19 protein-coding genes and 3 pseudogenes are annotated in these 18,364 nt (G+C 59.5%); 6 read left to right on the top strand and 16 right to left on the bottom strand.

The window, feature by feature from the left end; genetic code table 11:
• Positions 1-66 precede the first annotated feature (66 nt).
• The 4 genes and pseudogenes from OWC48_RS19450 (at position 67) to OWC48_RS19435 (ending at position 2,564) form a co-directional block, all read left to right on the top strand.
• Positions 67-911 (top strand): annotated as a pseudogene (locus tag OWC48_RS19450) (aldo/keto reductase).
• Positions 912-929: 18 nt separating this feature from the next.
• A complete protein-coding gene (gene trxC / locus OWC48_RS19445; RefSeq protein ID WP_282521404.1) occupies positions 930-1,391 on the top strand; it encodes a thioredoxin TrxC in 462 nt (153 codons plus the stop codon).
• 133 nt (positions 1,392-1,524) lie between these two features.
• Entirely contained in the window at positions 1,525-1,743 is a 219-nt protein-coding gene (locus tag OWC48_RS19440) for a hypothetical protein (RefSeq protein ID WP_282521403.1), read from the top strand.
• A 98-nt stretch (positions 1,744-1,841) separates the two neighbouring features.
• Complete coding sequence (locus tag OWC48_RS19435; RefSeq protein WP_282521402.1) at positions 1,842-2,564, top strand: Bax inhibitor-1/YccA family protein; 723 nt, start codon at positions 1,842-1,844, stop codon at positions 2,562-2,564.
• Positions 2,565-2,634: 70 nt separating this feature from the next.
• Here OWC48_RS19435 and OWC48_RS19430 read toward each other — a convergent pair whose 3' ends face one another.
• The 12 genes from OWC48_RS19430 to OWC48_RS19375 form a co-directional block, all read right to left on the bottom strand.
• Positions 2,635-3,057 carry a hypothetical protein gene (locus tag OWC48_RS19430; RefSeq protein WP_282521401.1) on the bottom strand — a complete coding sequence of 141 codons (423 nt, stop codon included), beginning with the start codon at positions 3,055-3,057 and terminating at the stop codon, positions 2,635-2,637.
• Positions 3,058-3,397: 340 nt separating this feature from the next.
• On the bottom strand, positions 3,398-4,117 hold the full coding sequence (locus tag OWC48_RS19425; RefSeq protein WP_282521585.1) for a type 1 glutamine amidotransferase domain-containing protein: 720 nt from the start codon (positions 4,115-4,117) through the stop codon (positions 3,398-3,400).
• Between the two features lie 22 nt (positions 4,118-4,139).
• The gene (locus tag OWC48_RS19420) at positions 4,140-5,351 is read right to left on the bottom strand and encodes an alkene reductase (protein WP_282521400.1); all 1,212 of its coding nucleotides are present in this window, start codon (positions 5,349-5,351) and stop codon (positions 4,140-4,142) included.
• A 411-nt stretch (positions 5,352-5,762) separates the two neighbouring features.
• Positions 5,763-6,422: a DUF6894 family protein gene (locus OWC48_RS19415; RefSeq protein ID WP_282521399.1), complete on the bottom strand. Its 660-nt coding sequence runs from the start codon at positions 6,420-6,422 to the stop codon at positions 5,763-5,765.
• 143 nt (positions 6,423-6,565) lie between these two features.
• Positions 6,566-6,844, bottom strand: a complete 279-nt coding sequence (locus OWC48_RS19410; RefSeq protein ID WP_282521398.1) for a MerR family transcriptional regulator — start codon at positions 6,842-6,844, stop codon at positions 6,566-6,568.
• Between the two features lie 2 nt (positions 6,845-6,846).
• Positions 6,847-7,758, bottom strand: coding sequence for a J domain-containing protein (locus tag OWC48_RS19405; RefSeq protein ID WP_282521397.1), 912 nt, complete (start codon positions 7,756-7,758; stop codon positions 6,847-6,849).
• A 45-nt stretch (positions 7,759-7,803) separates the two neighbouring features.
• Positions 7,804-8,346: a nucleotide exchange factor GrpE gene (locus tag OWC48_RS19400; RefSeq protein WP_282521396.1), complete on the bottom strand. Its 543-nt coding sequence runs from the start codon at positions 8,344-8,346 to the stop codon at positions 7,804-7,806.
• Between the two features lie 38 nt (positions 8,347-8,384).
• Positions 8,385-10,298 (bottom strand): molecular chaperone DnaK, encoded by a 1,914-nt coding sequence (gene dnaK / locus OWC48_RS19395; RefSeq protein ID WP_282521395.1) that lies wholly within the window; start codon positions 10,296-10,298, stop codon positions 8,385-8,387.
• Between the two features lie 147 nt (positions 10,299-10,445).
• Entirely contained in the window at positions 10,446-10,925 is a 480-nt protein-coding gene (locus OWC48_RS19390; protein WP_249155431.1) for an Hsp20/alpha crystallin family protein, read from the bottom strand.
• Between the two features lie 39 nt (positions 10,926-10,964).
• Complete coding sequence (locus OWC48_RS19385; RefSeq protein WP_282521584.1) at positions 10,965-11,618, bottom strand: BON domain-containing protein; 654 nt, start codon at positions 11,616-11,618, stop codon at positions 10,965-10,967.
• A gap of 251 nt (positions 11,619-11,869) precedes the next feature.
• A complete protein-coding gene (locus tag OWC48_RS19380) occupies positions 11,870-12,523 on the bottom strand; it encodes a GlsB/YeaQ/YmgE family stress response membrane protein (protein ID WP_282521394.1) in 654 nt (217 codons plus the stop codon).
• Between the two features lie 18 nt (positions 12,524-12,541).
• On the bottom strand, positions 12,542-13,015 hold the full coding sequence (locus OWC48_RS19375) for a PRC-barrel domain-containing protein (protein WP_282521393.1): 474 nt from the start codon (positions 13,013-13,015) through the stop codon (positions 12,542-12,544).
• A gap of 417 nt (positions 13,016-13,432) precedes the next feature.
• Between OWC48_RS19375 and OWC48_RS19370 the strand changes: the two genes are divergently transcribed.
• Positions 13,433-14,140: a helix-turn-helix domain-containing protein gene (locus OWC48_RS19370; protein WP_282521392.1), complete on the top strand. Its 708-nt coding sequence runs from the start codon at positions 13,433-13,435 to the stop codon at positions 14,138-14,140.
• A 303-nt stretch (positions 14,141-14,443) separates the two neighbouring features.
• Here OWC48_RS19370 and OWC48_RS19365 read toward each other — a convergent pair.
• From OWC48_RS19365 to OWC48_RS19355, 3 genes and pseudogenes are all read right to left on the bottom strand, one after another.
• Positions 14,444-14,743 (bottom strand): annotated as a pseudogene (locus OWC48_RS19365) (putative quinol monooxygenase); the annotation flags it as partial.
• Between the two features lie 276 nt (positions 14,744-15,019).
• Positions 15,020-15,587: pseudogene (locus OWC48_RS19360) on the bottom strand (type 1 glutamine amidotransferase domain-containing protein).
• A 44-nt stretch (positions 15,588-15,631) separates the two neighbouring features.
• Positions 15,632-16,840, bottom strand: coding sequence for an alcohol dehydrogenase catalytic domain-containing protein (locus OWC48_RS19355; RefSeq protein ID WP_282521391.1), 1,209 nt, complete (start codon positions 16,838-16,840; stop codon positions 15,632-15,634).
• Between the two features lie 302 nt (positions 16,841-17,142).
• Between OWC48_RS19355 and OWC48_RS47570 the strand changes: the two genes are divergently transcribed.
• A complete protein-coding gene (locus OWC48_RS47570; RefSeq protein ID WP_404979792.1) occupies positions 17,143-17,373 on the top strand; it encodes a DUF6894 family protein in 231 nt (76 codons plus the stop codon).
• Between the two features lie 217 nt (positions 17,374-17,590).
• Here the strand turns inward: OWC48_RS47570 and OWC48_RS19350 are convergent, their stop codons facing one another.
• Positions 17,591-18,202, bottom strand: a complete 612-nt coding sequence (locus tag OWC48_RS19350; protein WP_282521390.1) for an HdeD family acid-resistance protein — start codon at positions 18,200-18,202, stop codon at positions 17,591-17,593.
• Positions 18,203-18,364 lie beyond the last annotated feature (162 nt).

Here is an 18,364-nt window from a genome sequence, read left to right as displayed (position 1 = left end):
TCGTTTATCGATCTCGGCAGGGTCATGCGTTAAAATGTGAAAGACCAGGGAGTGCCCCATATGACTCTGATGGAGACCACCCGGACAGTCGTGCTTCCTTCAGGTGAACATATTCCGCGGCTCGGCCAAGGGACTTGGCACATGGCCGAGAATCCGCTGAATCGAACGGAGGAGATCAAGGCGCTACGTCTCGGCATCGACCTCGGCATGAGCCTGATCGATACGGCCGAAATGTATGCCGCGGTGGTGCCGAGCGTGTCGTCGGCGAGGCGATCAAGGGACGGCGTGATCAGATTTTTCTGGTGAGCAAGGTGCTGCCTCAGAACGCCACGCAGCATGGCACGATGGCGGCCTGCAACCGGAGTCTGGCTCGGCTTGGGGTGGATGAGATCGACCTCTATCTGCTGCATTGGCGGGGGTCGGTTCCGCTGGAAGAGACCGTCGATGCCTTCGAAACCCTGGTGGGTGCGGGTAAGATCCGAAATTGGGGCGTCAGCAATTTCGACTTCGCCGACATACAGGAACTCGTCGACTTGCCCAATGGTGCAAACGTCGCGACCGATCAGGTGCTCTACAATCTCGCGCGCCGCGGCATCGAGTTCGATCTCATGCCGTTGTGCCAGCGCAGCGGCCTGCCGATCATGGCCTATTCGCCGATCGAGCAGGGTCGTGTGTTGCATCACGTCACGGTCAAGGCGATTGCAGCGCGTCTCGGCGCGACAGCGGCACAAGTGGCGCTGGCCTGGGTGCTGCGCCAGGATGGCGTATGTGCGATACCGCAATCAGGCAAGCCGGAGCATGTGCGCGAGAACCGCGGTGCGCTCGACGTTCGGCTGACGCCTCAGGATCTGGCCGAACTCGATGAAACCTTTCCGCCGCCGGATCGCAAGCAACCTCTGGCATCTCACTGATTCAGGAGACATTGAGCCATGAGCGATGAGGACCGCCACATCGTTTGCCCGCATTGCACGAGCACTAACCGCATCCCGGCCCGGAGGGATGCGCGCCAAGCGAAATGCGGACACTGTCGACAGCACCTCTTTACGGGACATCCGATGCCGGTTTCCGCCCGCAGCTTCGCCACTAATATCCAGCGCAACGATATTCCGGTTGTGGTCGATTTTTGGGCGGCATGGTGCGGGCCTTGCAAAGCGATGGCGCCGGCCTTCGAGCGCGCCGCCGGCGAGTTCGAACCCGAGCTTCGCTTCCTGAAGGTTGACACCGAGGCGGAAGCGGAGCTGTCGGCCCGCTACCACATTCAAAGCATTCCGACCCTGGTGCTATTCCACAGAGGTAACGTCGTCGCTCAACGCGCCGGCGCAGTGGGCGTCGAGGCCTTGCGCCACTGGTTGCGCCAGCATGCGCCTTCTGCCGCGCCGGCAGCCTCATGAATTGTAGGCAAAGGGTGTCGCGCAAATCATATCGGCGCAAGGGGTCCGTGTGTCGTGTGCTTGCGCCATGACAGACGTCAACGTCAACCGGGCCTCTGGCGAATAAGGTGGAAGGGCATATGGGCTAACGACCATGCAGGCTAACGACACAATCACCCTGATTGAGGCTTACGATGCGATGAGGATCTTCGTGGAGACCGTCTGGCGTCGCATGGACAAACCTCAGGAGGAGGTCGCATTTTTGCTCGCAGGTTTGAAATGGGCCGATGGCTCTCCGGTCGATCCGGCGATGTGGCAGAACTGGCTGACGGCGGCACATAGCGTGAAAGAGGAAGGAGCCAGCCCACCTTGACCTCTGCGCCCGCTGAGCGGAACCGTCAGAAGCAAGATGACCGAGGCGACATACGTGATCGCGCCCACAGCATTGAAACGAACTTGCAGGAGCGAGCGATGAGCGGCTATGCCCCCAATGAACAACGATCAACGTTTGGCACGGCACCGGAAGCCCGGATCGAAGCCGGTCTCCGTCAGCACATGCAACGCATCTATGGCTATATGTCAGCGGGGCTGATGTTGACCGCCCTCGTCGCCTATGCTGCCGCTGCTTCCGGCTTCTATCAGGCGATCGCCGGAACACCGCTGCTCTGGATTGTCATGCTGGCGCCCCTCGGCTTTGTGCTCGTTCTAAGCTTCGGGCTTGAACGCATCAGCGCCGGCACCGCGATCCTGTTGTTCTGGCTCTACGCCGCCGTCATGGGGCTGTCGCTGGGCGGCATCTTCCTGGTCTTCACCGGGAGTTCGATTGCGCGCGTCTTCTTGATCACGGCCGCAACCTATGACGCAATGAGCTTCTACGGGTTTACAACCGGTGCCGATCTCTCAAAGTTTGGGTCCTTTCTGTCCATGGGACTGATCGGCATTGTGATCGCCTCACTAGTGAACATCTTCGTCAGGTCAGACACCGTCCAGTTCGTGATCTCGATCGTCGGTGTGTTCCTGTTTGTGGGACTTACCGCCTACGATACGCAACGCATCAAAGCCATGTATCTGGAATCGGACATGGAGGAGTTGGCCGGCAAGAAGGCCGTGCTGGGGGCGCTGGCGCTCTACCTCGACTTCATAAATCTCTTTATGATGCTGCTGCAATTGTTCGGCCAGCGGCGTCAGAACTGATTCGAGAGCCGGCCTAGATGACGCGCCTTCTCATCGTGCTCGGGCGCGCAGCTACGTCGTCACAAGTGCTCTAGCTTGTTGCAGAATTGATCGCGCGCCTGAAGCTGATCATCTGAGGCGTTTTCTGGTCCGGGAAAACGATGTCAAACCTCGTGATCGCCACATGGATCGCAATCCCTACCTCCGCCGTTCGTATAACGATACTCTCTTTCCGCCGACTATTGCCGGTCCGATCGAGGATCGTGCCATGCGCGAGCCAGTGACCAACGCTCTCGACGCGCGCTGAACGGGCTTCCGACGCGGGCAGGGCGGCATTGTCGATAGCCGGCAGCATTCCGTAGGCAGCGGCGGCCAAGGTCGCGGCGCACTCGAAATCGCCGCGATGGAAATGGTCCATGGCTGCGTGTATCTGGCGCATTGAGGCGTATCTGACTGAGGTTTCGATAAATGGCACGCTGATTATTGTGATCTCCCGCTCTCGGTCGGTGTCCAAGGGAGCTCACGTGGCGGCTGCAATTCGCTGTTAAGGAGATTCGAAATATCCCGCCGCTGCATCGGATCACTGCAAGTGACGCCTATGCGCTTGGCATCGGCGGCTCGCTTGCGAAGCATGCACAGCATCTTCGCGCATTCCGGACAATGATATGACCTGAAGCTTCTGCCCATCGATGGTGCTCGCGCCCTGTTTGAACTCTTGGTATTCTTTTACAATGCGCAAATTGCGACCATGATACCCGTCAATGGATAAGGAGAAATCGCGGAAGAAGAAGTCGCGGAAGGAGGGATCGCTGACGATCCGGACCGGATGGCGGAGCGACCGGAAGAGCTCAGTGTTACCTGGGCCCACCATGAGCTCGCTTGCCGCTGGCGCGACTAATTCGCAACCGTTCGACCAGCGCGTTGGCCACGGCGTCCGACGACGCGGGATTCTGTCCTGTGATGAGGTCGCCATCAGATACGGCGTAAGGCTGCCACTTGTCGTGCTTGGAATAGTTGCCGCCGTTATTCCTCAGGATGTCCTCGACCAGGAAGGGAACGACCTCAGTCAGCTCCATCGCGGCCTCCTCGGCGTTGGAAAAGCCGGTGACAGATTTGCCGGCCACGAGGGGCCGCCCATTCGCGGCCCTGGTGTAGCGCAAGGCGCCGGCCCCGTGGCAGACCAGTGCGACGGGACGCCCCGTGTAAAATAAGGTCTCGATCATTGTGATCGAATGCGGGTCATTGGCCAGATCCCACAACAGACCATGACCGCCAGGATAGAAGACAGCATCATAATCGCTGACTGAAATGCTCGACAATGTTCTGGTATTCGCGAGCTCGGCCTGTGCGTAACGATCTGCCAGGAACCGAATGGCCGCCTCGGTCTGCATCTCGGGTCGTTCACTCCTGGGATCAACCGGAGGCAAGCCGCCATTAGGAGACGCAAGCGTCAGCTCGGCCCCGGAGTTCCTGAAAATGTAGTATGGTGCAGCGAACTCCTCAAACCAGAAGCCGGTCTTCTTTCCGGTGTTTCCGAGCTGGCTGTGCGACGTGAGGACGATCAATATTCTCATGCGGACAGGCTCCTCTGCTGCATCATCGCCAACGCTGGTCGACACAGGCCTTCGCCTTTTCGCCGCGGTCCTGTTCCAGTGAAGGATAGTCCGTGTAACCTTTCTCGCCGCCACCATAGTATGTCGTCGGGTCGTCCACATTCAGTGGTGCATCGACGCGCAGTCGTTCGGGCAGGTCGGGATTGGCGATGAACTTGCGGCCGAAGGCGATCAAGTCGGCTTGGCCATCTCGCAGCCATTGCGTGGCGCTATCGGCGTTGAAGCCTCCGGCAACGATGAGTGTTCCCTGATACTTGTTCCGAATCAGTCGGGCCATATTGAGGGCGTACGGCTCCGGCTTCTCGCCATTCTGCATCTGCTCGAGCGCCGGATTGACGATGTGAAGATAGGCCAAACCATAGCCGGAGAGCTGCTCGGCGAGGTAACCGAACGTCGATTCCGGATCGTCGTCGCTGATGTCGTTCATCTTGCCAAGAGGTGAGAGCCGGACGCCGATCCTGTCCGCCCCGAGAATGGGAATCAGGGCTTCCGTGATTTCAAGCAGAAGCCGCACCCGATTTTGAACTGTGCCGCCGTAGGCGTCGCTGCGTTGGTTGGTGCTGCTCTCGATGAACTGATCGATCAGGTAGCCGTTGGCCGCATGAATCTCGATGCCGTCGAACCCGGCGGCCTCCGCATTCCTCGCAGCGCGCTCATACTGTTTGATAAGGTATGGCATCTCCTCAAAAGCCAGCGCGCGTGGACGCACAAATGGAACCAGTTCTCCCTCGCCACGCTCGTTTTCGATGAAGGCTTTGCCCGCGGGCGTGATCGCCGAGGGCGCTACGGGTAGCATGTTGTCCGGCTGCAGGGCCGGATGTGAAATGCGACCGACGTGCCAAAGTTGGTTGAAGATCAGTCCATCAGCCTCGTGCACAGCCTTCGTGACCTGCCGCCAGGCTTCTACCTGTTCGCGGCTATGGATACCTGGCGTCCATGCATAACCCTGGCCCTGCATCGAGATCTGAGTAGCCTCGCTTATGATCAGGGCGGCAGACGCACGTTGCGCATAATAACAGGCCGCGAGTTGAGACGGCACATTGCCGGGCTGTCGTGCTCTTGAACGGGTCAATGGCGCCATGACCACTCGATGGGGCAGGTTGAACGGCCCGAGCCGGCATTCTTGGAAGAGGGGGGTCGCATCCCCGTTTTGGACCGCGTGGAGCAGGCGGCTGTGCGTGGTAGCGGTGACCATATGGCCTCAAGTCGAAGGAGTTAACTGATTCAAGCCTTCGGTAAGTAAGCGTCCGAGACCTTTCGATCTCTACACCACAATATAACGGAGAATCGGTATATCGCGCTGACAATCGTCAATGCTCTAACCTTCAAGAATGGAGGTGCGGTCGCGCAGGCGACAGAGACCATCGACGTGGAGGAGGAGGCTTGAGATGGCAACATGGTTCGCCGGCTCCCCCACGATCAGGGAGAATGACCGGCAGCAGTGCAGGAAGGGTGTCACAGACGCGAGATCTGATCTTGCGGGGCGCCAGCGCGGTCAATGAAGCTCATTTCAACAAACGCTGGCCGGGTCATTTCCTCGACATGACGCCTGTCAGCGTTTCATAAGTGTTTCCTGTTTGCTTCGAATGCGATGCTCAGCTTGCGGTCAAGATTCTATTGGTACGCGCGTGATCGTTCGTCCCCGTTCATCGGTGACAACGACAGAAAAGCCAGACCAGTCGCCATCCTGCGCCAGCTCACGAGCGATGGTCAGTCCACGTTCCGCAGCGTCGCCGGGCGAGAGGAAAACGCCACCGCATTCGTCAGGATAGTTCACTCCGTTCTCAATATGAAAGAAGAAGCGGCCCTCTTCTGCGGGTTTCGTCTTTTGCGGAGTCCCAACTTGCTGTTCCCCGTTCAGGCGATCGAGATGGCAGCGCGCCGCATACCTCAGGGGTTCCGTGATCGCGGCGATCAGGGGCTCGACATCTTGAGAAAAATGACGTCCGATCCGCTGGTGTACGCCAAGGATGACGGAATGACCCGCAGTGTCCGTGAGCCGCGTTCCGAGGATGTCCCGAACGCCGCAGCTCAGCACAAACTCATTGTACCACTCGCTTCTCCGCAACAGTGCCTCTGGAAGACATGTGGAGAGCATGATCCAGCGTGCATCCAGAAGTGGCGAGTATGGATCGAGCGCGGCGTAGTGCTCGACGTAGCGGGATTTGAATTCGGCACTGAGACCGCAAAAGACGGCTTCGTCGACCGTACCCGTCGTCTTGTTCGTGACAATCAGCGCCGCACCCGCCACGCTCGCCTCATCCATCAGCCTTCGAAGCACTTTTGGCCAAGCATCCGCGGACTGCGTCGTGAAGTGTCGAGAGAAGTGACTGCATGATCCGTGGCCTTCAAAGAGATCAGCGAAGCCCGAACGCGCAAGCTCATGATAGCCGATCAATCGCAAACGCATCAATGCGGGCGTTCAGAAGCTGTGATCCGCATCGCCTGGATGTCTCGAAGCAGGCAACGCAGCCCATATAATTGATCCAGCAAATACAGGACCAGCGCAATACCGTCGTCGTTGACACCCAGGTCGCCCTTGAGATCCTGAATGAGGTGCGCACGGGCGAGATCCTGCTCGGAAAACTGAAGCCCTGGTCGATGCGCTACCAGCCATTCCGCATTCAACCACGCTTCAATCGTGGAGGAATCGAGGTGAGATCGATCGGCGAATTCCTGGAGCTGCATTGTCACACTCGCATCGACTGTCTTGGGCTATCAGAAGGCTGCCACTCACTCACAAAGCGTTCGAGATCCGAATCTGGCTTTTTCGGCAGAACCAGTTTCAGCGTGACGTACTGGTCCCCGCTGCCGCCATCGGCGCGCGGCACGCCGCGTCCTTTGATCCGAAGAACCCGGCCAGAGCTTGACCATTTTGGCACAGAGACCGCGACAGCGCCGCTCACGGTTGGTACCTTGAGTTTCGCGCCCAGCACGCCTTCTTTCAGTGAGATCGGCAGGTCCAGATGAATGTCGTCGCCTTTGCGGACGAAGTAGGGATGTGGCAGGACGCTGATCTCGATCAGGGCGTCGCCTGGCGGACTGTCTCCGGCTCCCCGACGACCCTTCTCCTTCAGGCGCAGAATCTGGCCGTCGCGGGTGCCGGGAGGGATGTTGACCTCGAGCGTAGTCCCGTCCGGCAGAACAATGGATTGCTTGCCGCCGTTGACGGCGTCGAGAAAGTTGAGCTCAAGATGATATCGGACGTCAGCCCCGCGTCCGCGCCGGGTGGTGCGGCCGGCACGTCCAAAGATCTCGGAGAGAATATCATTGCTGCCGGCGAAGTCACTGAAATCGGCAAAGCCGGCCGCACTGGTGTAGCCCGACGAGCCTTCACGATCGGCGAAATCCCGGTAGTATCGCCGGGGCTGCTGCTCGGTGCCTGATGCATCGATCTCACCGCGGTCGAAACGGGCGCGCTTTTCCGGATCGCTCAGAAGCATGTAGGCGGCAGATAGCTCCTTGAATTTGTCCTCTGCCGCCTTGTTGCCGGGATTGAGATCAGGATGCAGCTTCTTCGCGAGCCGCCGGTAGGCCTTTTGAATGTCGGCCTGTGTCGCGTCTCGCTTTACGCCCAGCGTTGCATATGGGTCTGCAGCCAACACCAGCTCCTGTTTTCGCGTCGGCCGGACCGAGCGGACCGCCGTTCATTGTTGCGGGGGTGGCGACGATTGTGGTCTAGGCGGTTTGGCTACAACGACCCGGGCCGGCCGCAAGAGACGGTCGTGAAGCATGTAGCCATTCTCCAAAACGTCCGCGACGTTCCCGGGAGACTGATCGGACCGATCGGTTTCCATTACTGCTTCGTGCTTCATCGGGTCGAATGGCCGATTCAGAGCGTCGATTTCTTCGACACCGAAGCGTTTCAGGATCTGTGTCAGGATACGATCGGTGGCGACGACTCCGGCCAGCAGGCCGTCGTCGTCCTTAGCTCCCTGGTCCGGCGAGCCGGCGTCGATGGCTCGTCGCAGATTATCCGTCACCTGTAGCAGTTCGCGGGCAAAGTCGGCGATCGCATATTGCCGCGCGTCTTGGACCCGACGCTCGGCGATGCGCCTCGTGTTCTCGGCGTCCGCAAGTGCGCGCATCAGGCGGTCGCGCTCGGCGGTCGTGTCCTGCGGCTGGTCGCTTTCCTTGTGCTCACCCGCGGGAAGCTCGCCGAGCCCATCATCCATGGTGTTGGTAGCCATGTCGTGCTCCATCTTTTGCGTTCGGCCGGATTGGGGCTTCAAGAAGCCTTCCGATCGCCGGGGTCGACTTCTTCGAATTCCGCGTCGACGACGTCCTCACCGCTGCCAGACGATCCCGCCTGTCCGCCGCTGGGAGCGCCGCCTTGGGACGCCGCTCGGTTCAAGGCTTCGCCGATCTTGGATGCCGACTGCTGCAGCCGCTGGGTTGCCTGCTGGATTGCTGTCACGTCCTCTGCGCTCAGCCGTTGCTTTGCCTCGGCGATCGCCTGCTCGATCTCCCTCTTGACGTCGGCAGGGATCTTTCCTTCGGAGTCCTTCAGGGCCTTCTCGGTGCTGTAGATCACCGCGTCGGCCTGGTTGCGGGTTTCGATGAGCTCCTTGCGCCGCTTGTCCTCGTCGGCATGGGCTTCGGCCTCCCTGACCATCCGCTGGATGTCTGCTTCGGTCAGACCGCCGGACGCCTGGATCCGGATACTCTGCTCCTTGCCACTCGCCTTGTCCTTGGCCGATACGTTGACGATGCCATTGGCATCAATATCGAAGGTCACCTCGATCTGCGGTACGCCCCGCGGCGCCGGCGGGATCCCGACTAGATCGAACTGTCCGAGCAGCTTGTTGTCCGTTGCCATCTCGCGTTCACCCTGGAAGACCCGGATCGTGACCGCGGTTTGATTGTCCTCCGCTGTCGAGAACACCTGGCTCTTCTTGGTCGGGATGGTGGTGTTGCGATCGATCAGCTTCGTCATGACGCCGCCAAGCGTCTCGATGCCCAACGACAAGGGTGTCACGTCGAGGAGCAGGACGTCCTTGACATCGCCTTGGAGCACGCCGGCCTGGATCGCGGCACCGACCGCGACCACTTCATCGGGATTGACGCCCTTGTGAGGTTCGCGTCCGAAAAGCTTCTGCACGGTCTCCTGAACCTTTGGCATGCGGGTCTGGCCGCCGACCAGCACGACTTCGTTGATGTCCGATGGCTGCAGGCCGGCGTCCTTCAACGCTGCCTTGCAGGGATCGATGGTGCGCTGGATCAGATCGTCGACGAGCGCCTCAAGCTTGGCGCGCGACAGCTTGATGTTGAGATGTTTCGGTCCGGCCTGATCTGCGGTGATGAAGGGCAGATTGACGTCGGTCTGGGTGGCGCTGGAGAGTTCGATCTTGGCCTTCTCGGCGGCATCCTTGAGCCGTTGCAGGGCAAGGCGATCTTTGCGGAGGTCGATTCCGTTTTCCTTGCGAAACTCGTCCGCCAGATAGTCAATGATTCGCTTGTCGAAATCCTCTCCACCGAGAAAGGTGTCGCCATTGGTCGATTTCACCTCGAACACGCCGTCGCCGACCTCCAGGATCGAGACATCGAACGTGCCGCCACCGAGGTCATAGACCACGATCTTGCCGCTGCCTCTCTTGTCGAGGCCGTAGGCCAGGGCGGCCGCAGTCGGCTCATTGATGATGCGCAGGACTTCCAATCCGGCGATCCGGCCGGCGTCCTTGGTTGCCTGGCGTTGCGCGTCGTTGAAATAGGCGGGTACGGTGATGACTGCCTGTGTGACGGCGCTGCCAAGCGTGGCTTCAGCGGTTTCCTTCATCTTGGTGAGGATGAACGCGCTGATCTGGCTCGGACTGTACTTCTTACCCCGGACGTCGACCCAGGCGTCGCCGTTGTCGCCCGACACGATGTGATAGGGCACCATGGTCTTGTCTTTTGCTGTGATCGGGTCGTCGTAACGCCGGCCGATCAGTCGCTTGATGGCATAGATCGTATTCTCGGGGTTGGTGATGCTTTGCCGCTTGGCCGGCTGCCCGACCAGGACTTCGCCGTCGTCCGTGAAGGCAACCATGGACGGCGTGGTGCGCCCGCCTTCGGCATTCTCAATGACCCTGGCTTTGCTGCCTTCCATTACAGCAACGCAAGAGTTGGTGGTTCCGAGATCGATGCCGATTGCTTTTGCCATGATCAGGTTCCTTCGGGTTTGAATCCTGGGACAGCTGCGGCCGTCCTAAAGTCTGTGGGTGTCTCGCCCTATTCGCGATAAGAGGCGAGACGCACCGAGCTGGGCTGTGAGGAGACAAACGGCTCGGGCGTCTCGCCGCGCCGACGGTCAAGCAGCTTCCTTGACTTCGATCTTCTTCGGTTCCGGCTTTGCGGGCTTTGGAATCGTGATCTTCAGGACGCCGTTGGTCATCGTCGCCTGGACGGAGGAGGGATCGATCCCGGGCGGCAGCTGCAGCACGCGAAGAAACACGCCGTAGCTGCGTTCGCTGTGCTGGACATTCTTGTCGTTCTTGCCGCCGTCCGTGCCCTGCTCCACCTTCTTCTCGCCGCGAATAGTAAGCGTGTCATCCTCGAGGGAAATGTCGACGTCCTTGCGCTCGAGGCCCGGCATTTCGGCGGTGACTTCGATCGCTTTGTCTGTTTCCGCGATCTCAATGTTCGGCACGAGCTGCTGTCCGTTGGGGCCCAAGCCCTGCGAGAACTCGCTGAACAGGCGGTCGATTTCCCGGTGCAGGCCGAACAGGCCGAAGTCGGGCCGCATCAGCATTCCTGCATCACGAGACGGGACGAGTGATCGTAACCTCATTGGATTCTCCTTTTTTACCTTGCGATGCAACTCTCGGTTCTAGGGGCTCACAACGATGCGATCGTCGACCCTGCTCACGCCGGGCGCCGACCAGGCGACGCGCTCGGCCTCCTCGCGTTCGATCCAGGAGCGTACCGTGCCCTTAAGGACCACTTCGCTGCCGTTAGCCTCGACCTGGATCCGGTTGGCGTCGACTTCCGCGTTTCGCTTGAAGGCGTCCTGAATCTTCTGCTTGAGCTCGGAGGGCTGGACTTTCGGCTTGACCAGGATCACGTTGATGACGCCCTTGACGCCTTTGACCTTGCGAACCGCGTTCTCAGCTGCGGTTCTTTGATATTGCCATTCGGCGGAACCTTCGAGCGTGATCCAGCCGTCCCTGACGGTTGCCTTGATCTTGTCGTGAGAGATCGGAAGCTCCGAGATAAGCGTCGCGACCGCTTCGCGTGCGATATCAGGATCCGGGCGCTGATCGATCGATGGCAGCCGAACCTCGATGTCATTGGCTATGGCGCGAACACCCGCTACGCGCTTCGCCGCGGACTCGGCCTCAAGTCGATCGGCGTAGCGGTGCGTGAAACCTGCAAGCGTGACAACGCCGTCCTTGACCGAAACGGCAATGTCGCTGGCATCGAGGTCAGGATCCCATTTCAGTTCGTCACGGACATCACGTTCGATCTCACTGTCTGACTTCATGATTGGGTCTGACTTCATGATTGGCTCCTGGCATTTGCGAGTGGCATTATCGGCGCGGCTCCGTCATCGCCGGTAGGGGGCAATTTACGCGTGGCGAGCAAGCGAGCCATGACGACCGTCAACTTCCGTCTCAAGTTTCTCGCTTGAGCTTGTGAAGCCGAACTGAGTGAAGATCGCCAAAGATGATCTTTGTGGAAGGAGTGAGAACGGCTGGGAGAAATGACGCGGGCGCAGCATTTGTCGCGGCCTCGTTACGGTCGCCCGAGGCGTTCGTCACCCAGCCAGGGATCCGGACGAAGTGAGTGCAGCGGCAGATCTTCCGGCCGCTTTTCCAGATCGATTTCATGAACGTGCACGGCCTGCCCGCCATGCCGCATCAGAATCTCCTGGGCCTGAGCTTCCTTCTCAGGTGCGCGAACTCGAACCCAGATCAAGAGGCCATCCCATTCTGCTACCGGCTCCAAGCCTCTGGCGCGCTCGCGGCGCAGTAGTCGGTATATGGGCACTATGATGACGGCACCCGTAAAGACCCCGATAAGAATTGACCACATCGCGACGGCCAGAGCGTCATATCCTTTGAGGATCAGGAAAAGAGCGGAGCCAACCGCCGCGATGCAGCCGAGAACGCTGCTGGCGACGGCTTCGGCGCCAAGCAAATCGTCGTCGCCGAAGAAGGGCTGTCTCGGCGTGGTCGGCATGTCGGCGAGATCGGCCGGAGGAATCACAGCGTAATTCAGCCGTCGCTGCACTTCGTCGGGAGACGCGCTGATGTCGATGTCCGAGCGATCGAATCCCGACAGAAGAAGATCCTGGGCCGCGTCATCGAGCGTACGTCGCGAGTGAAAGACGCCGGTCACTTCGCGAGTGCGGGTACGGTCCAGGATCGCGTCGGTTGATCTTGGCATCGACATATGATGCGGCCGTCAAGAGGATCGGTAGTGGAATTCCGATAGCTTCTTCAGCTCTTCCTTGGACGCGCCAGGAAGAGTGATCTTGTTGCCGGTATCATCGATGACGAGGCTATCAAACGGGACGGCTACGAGGTGGCCCCCGACGCCGAGAAAGCCGCCGACCTGCAGGACCCCGAAGTCGAGCTGCTTCTTATCCTTGCTGGCAATCACGTCGTCCAGACTTCCGATCTTCTCGTTCTTGTCGTTGATGACGCTGCTGCCAATCAGCTTGCTCATGCGATAGCCCTGAGCGACGACGCTCAAGTCAACCTTGACCAGCGCTACGCCGGCCTGAGGTAGTGCGGGATTGCTGCTGAGGACAGCCAAGAGTCCGGCCAGCGCCGCGAGGCCAGAAAATCGTGTCCACTTCGCCGCGTTCCGCCGGCATGACGACGTGGCCGTGCTGATGATGAGTTTCGAAAGGGGACGGGGGATGGTTGCTTCCATGTCTCTCTCCTGTGACTGTCAGTGGGTTAGCGAGTACCCCCTTTGAACCAGGAGTGCGCTGACCATTGTCAATTCGCAGATCGCTTAATCGACACCGCGGCTGAATGCCTTGACTGCCCAACCGTCATGGCTGCGCATTTGCGGCATCGACGCGTCCGGGAGGTGCTGATTGTGGAATAGCGCCTCGTGCATCTGCCGGAACATGCCGGCTCCGGCTGCGCAATGAAATGTCGTTGGTAGTGAATTGCAATCAACGTTCGAGCGCCGTAAGTCTCCCCTCGATATGGCTCAAGCGCCGTTACGTGTTTTTACGTATGAAAATTTCCCAGGTTTACGCCGTTGTATTGCTGATAGTTGATTGCCTGTGAGCGGATCGTTCCTCCCGCCGAGAGTGCGCTGAAGAAGGAAGGACAGGGAATGAAGCCGATAATCCACCCAGCGGACTATTATCGAAAAATGCTCGCCGCACAGCCGCACGCGCTGAAGCGGCTCGATGGGTCGGAGGCAATTGTCAAATTGAACCGCGACCAGCAGGTTCCGGAAGACGACGGCGCCACTGGACATTGGTACTACGTGATTGCCGGCGCCGTACGATGGTCGACTATCCGCACCGATGGACGGCGGCAGATCCTGGACCTGATGCTGCTACGGGATTTCTTCTTTGTCGGAAACATCCAGAGAGAGGAAACGATCGAGGCCATGACGGAAGAGACCGTGCTCGCGGGCTATTCCGGAGCGCGGCTCGAGAATCTCGGCGAGCGCGATCGCCAGTTCGCGAGAGAACTGAGAGAGATCACCTTTCAATCGTTAGAACGGACCCGACAGCAGCTCGTAGTCCTCGGGGGTGTCACGACGGCGGACAAGGTGAGTGCGTTCCTGCTGCTACTTGAAAAGCGCTACGGAGACCAGCGGGGAGACATACGGGTTCCGATCACGCGGTATGATCTCGCCGAGTACCTCGCTGTGTCCGTAGAGACTGTGTGTCGCGCGTTTTCAGATCTGCAGCAGCGCGGTATAATTGCTCTGATTGGGATTCGAACAGTCCGGATTGTGGATCGCGATGCACTGGAGCACCAAATCGGTAGAAAGTATCCGAACGCTGGTTCTGATGCGATCGCTGCCTAATTGCGCTCGACCCAGAGCGGACTTGGGCGGACACGGGCATAGGGCCGGCCGTGAGCCCAGCGGAGCGGTTGGCCCCCCGCAAGGCCACCTCAGTGGGATGCTGACGTTCGAACGCGGCCTAGAAAGAGCAGCGCCAAAAGCGCAAACGTTCCGAAGATTAAAGCTCTCGAAAGCCAAGCCCTTGTAGCTCGGCCCCGGTCGCGCGCCATGTCATAGGCTGCCGGCATACAAGCCATCGCGAAGAGCTGGAAAATCGGGTGCGTCGGCATAGCCCGTTGGCCCGGTATCATCCACCTCCGTTCCGGGAAGCTTGGCGGCGAGTACGTCGATCTTTTCGAGCGTCGGTGGCCTTGTCAGGAGCGCGGCAGTCTCATCTGACATCAGCGCCGCTGCCACTTTCCCCGAAAGGTGGGCGTTGCGTCCAGCGTCGTTCGGAAAGGCATCGAAGATACCGAAGGTTGACGGTCCTAGCCGTAGCCCGAACCAGGCGATGGTTGCCGGCTCGTTTTCAATAATCGGCAGCCCGCTCTTCAGGAACTTCTCGACGGCGGCTTCACTTCCGGGCTTTGCCTCGACACGAACAAACAGTGCTGCGGTGACCATAGCTTCTTTCTTTCAGTGCGGTGCCGCCTGTCGGCAGGGTCTAGAGCATCGGCAACCCACGCTGACGCGGATCTCGGGGAAACGCGGCATCGATCCGATCAATCTCGACATCCGACAGATGCACAACGGCTGCTTCGGCATTCTCGTCAACACGGACGGCGGTGAACGCCTTAGGAATCGCGAAGATACCAGCTCCCCTGGCCAATCACCGCGACCGCGCGTCGGACGGAACCAAAACGCCGGCGCGCGAGGCCAATCAGCTCGCTGCGTGTGGCGTCAAGCAGCATGACGGCGTCCTCGCGCTTCGGAAAGAGCTTGATCATCTCTTTGTTGAATGCCGTCGGGATATCATCGGGCTTGCGGCTCGTGACCAGGCCTCGGTCCACAACCGCTTCCTGATCCACCCAATCCGCGCCGGCATTTTTCAGGTCGGTCCTGAGTGAAGGCCACGATGTCATGCGGCGCCCCCGTGCTGCGCCGGTCTCGATAATGGTCCATGGCCCGTGGCAGATCGAGGCGACCGGTTTGCCGGCATCGAAGAAGGCTTTTGCGAAGGCAACCGCCGTAGGCTCGATGCGAAGCGCGTCGGGATTGATGACACCACCCGGCAGCAACAGCGCGCCGAAGTCCTCTGCTTGGCTTGATTGAGGGGAACGTCTACCGGGAACTCGTCGCCCCACTCCGTGAACTTCCAAGCACGGATCCGCTGGTCTTTCGGCGACACGATGCTGGTTTTGGCGCCGGCTTGGTCGAGCGCCTTGCGCGGCTCCACCATTTCGACTTGCTCGAATCCATCCGCGATCAGAATCGCAACCTTCAGGCCATCGAGTGTCTCACTTGCCATGATCCCAACTCCCATTGTGCAGAGGCGTAGCGCTCGGCGCGCGTTCAGGCAGCCTTTTTCAGCATGTTGTGCGGATCGATGACGAACTTCTTGGGCGAACCGTCGCTGAAGGTCTTGTAGGCCGCCGGAGCGTCTTCCAGCGAAATAATCTTGGTGTTTGCCACTTTGCGCAGATAGGGCATGCGGTCCCACAGGATCGCCATCATGAGATCGCGATTGTAGTGCATCACCGGCGCTTGGCCGCCGGTGAGTTTCGGTGACTTGATCCAGGCCTTGCTGAAGGCGAGCGGAAGCTCGCCTTTCTTCGCCATAGCGGTCTTCGGTGCGCCGGGATCCAAATTGGTATAAATGCCCGGGATACCCATCGCGCCGCCGGCGCGGACGATGTCGAACAAGACATTGATGATGGCTTCCGAGTGCTCGTCCCGGTCTTCCTCGCCGTAACCGTGAGCTTCCAGGCCGACGCAGTCGACGCCCGCATCAACTTCACGCTCCCCGAGGATCGCCTCGATCTGATCGGGAACCGGCGTGGCGCTGGTGGTGTCGACGGTCTCGTATCCGCATTCCTTCACGAGGTTCAGCCGCTCCCGGAACCTGTCCGCTACGATGATGCACGACGCTCCGAGAAGACGGGCGCTGGCAGCCGCACAACGGCCGACCGGCCCGGCACCCGCGATGTAGACTGTCGAGCCGGTCCTAACGCCGGCCTCAATGCAGCCATGATATCCGGTCGGCAGGATGTCGGAGAGCAAAGTGAGATCCAGGATCTTCGCCATCGCTTGGTCTCTGTCGGGGAATCTCAGCAAATTCCAGTCGGCATAGGGGACCAGCATGTAATCGGCCTGTCCGCCTTGCCAACCGCCGAGATTGAACCCATAGGCGCCGCAATCGACGATGTCGTTGACGTACGCATTTTCACAAACATCGGTATGCCGCTCCTTGCAATTGCGGCAGCGGCCGCAGGAGACGTTGAAGGGAACTGATACCAGGTCTCCTTTCTTGATGAGTTCCACGTCGCGGCCGACCTCGACGACTTCACCGGTATTCTCATGGCCCATGACCATGCCTTTCGGGGCCTCAAAGCGACCGTGATAGATGTGCTGGTCGCTTCCGCAGATATTGGTCGACACCAGCTTGACGATCACGCCGTGTTCGATCTTTCTGCCGTGCGGATCCTCGAGCTTCGGATAGTCAATGGTTTTGACCTCGAGCTTCATGGGCCCCTGAAATGTCAGAACGCGATTGCCGGCCATGGTTTGAGTCCTTTGCGTTGAATGGTAGCTTTGCAACATGTCTGTCGCTTTTGCTCGCTCTAGGCGGGCAACCAATCTTTGCGGGTCGTTCCGTGCGATCTCCTGGATTCTTGGAGCGTTGGTTCCAAACAGCATACGGAAGTTTTTTTTGCGCGCCCTGACGTTCGTCAACAATCGCGAAAACGAATTGGGAGGAACTGTTTCGGGTTGCCGCCCAGCCCGTAGCGAGATGGAGACATCGTTCACTTTTGAACAAACCGCTCTACGGCTCGTTGACGTTTGAATGGAGAAAGGAGGCCCCAATGCCTCGTTACTTCTTTCATCAGCATGTGCGCGGCCAAAAGACTGAAGACCCGCGTGGAAAACTATTCGCGACCGAAGGGGCAGCGTGTCACCGAGCCGTGCAGCGGATGCCGGCCTTCCTGAAGAGAGCTGGGGAGCGCTCCCGAAACACCTATGTCGCCACCGAAGTAACTAATGGCGACCGGACTCTGTTCGTGGTGAGGGGAACAGTCATTGTCGATCGGCGGTAAAGCCGCCTCGGCGGGCGCGAACGCTCTCGGCGTCACAGCGTCGCCCGCGCTGCTCGCCCGCGCCGATGAGGTTGTCGAAAAGTAATACCGCCCTTGCTGCGGTGCATGGGTCCGGAAGTGGCCCATCGCGCTCACGAAGAAACGGTCACTCTCAGTCGCCGAGCGTCGACCTTCGAGGTGGCCGTTCGCTCGCCTAGAGATAGTTAGGCAGGATGGCTCACGCCGCCGCGGCGAGGGAGCCAGTCTGCTCGTTCTGGCGGGTCCGCAACTTGAAGGACAGAACGACCAGCGCGATACCAAAGGCCATCGCGTAAGCTCCCATCCACCACGTAAGGACCACTGCCCCGATCAGCGGCATAGCGACCAGCAGCGCGCCATAAACGAGGGACAACACCCCGCCCAGAACCATCCACCAGCGGCCATGATCAAGCTTGAGGCGGAAGCCGGCAGTCATCATCAGCGCGCCTGAGACGATCGCCCAGGCGGCGACCATGAAGACAAAGGCAAGCACCGTCAGGCCAGGCCAGATAAAGGCGGCAACGCCGACGGCGATATTGAGGAGGCCTTCAAATATCAACAGTCCCCATTCATCCTTCCGTCGCATCGCACGAACGGCGGAAATGATTCCTGCTATGCCGTCGACCAACATGTAGGCCGAGAACAGCAACACCAGCGAGAGCATGGTGGGACCCGGGAAGAGAAAAGCAAGCAACCCGAAGACAATTCCGAAGATGCCCCGCAGCAGGAACAGCCACCAATTCTTGGCAAGCATCGCGGAGGCAGATTCGATGTTGAAGTCAGCATTGCTGTTGAAGGTCGTGCTGGTCATGTCTAGCTCCAAAATAGCCGTCGGTTTCCAAGTTCGGCCATAGTAGCGACTTGTCGCTACGACGTGCCTTGACAGCTATCAAGCTTTGCTCGCTGCGAGACAATTCGAATGGCAGAGGCGCCTTACGTAGTATTCCTAAATCGCAGCACCGCCGCTTCGCGA

Source organism: Bradyrhizobium sp. Arg816 (assembly GCF_029989365.1).
Classification (GTDB): Bacteria; Pseudomonadota; Alphaproteobacteria; order Rhizobiales; family Xanthobacteraceae; genus Bradyrhizobium.
Note: the sequence above shows the minus strand (reverse complement) of the source record. Positions and strands in the feature narration are given on the sequence as shown.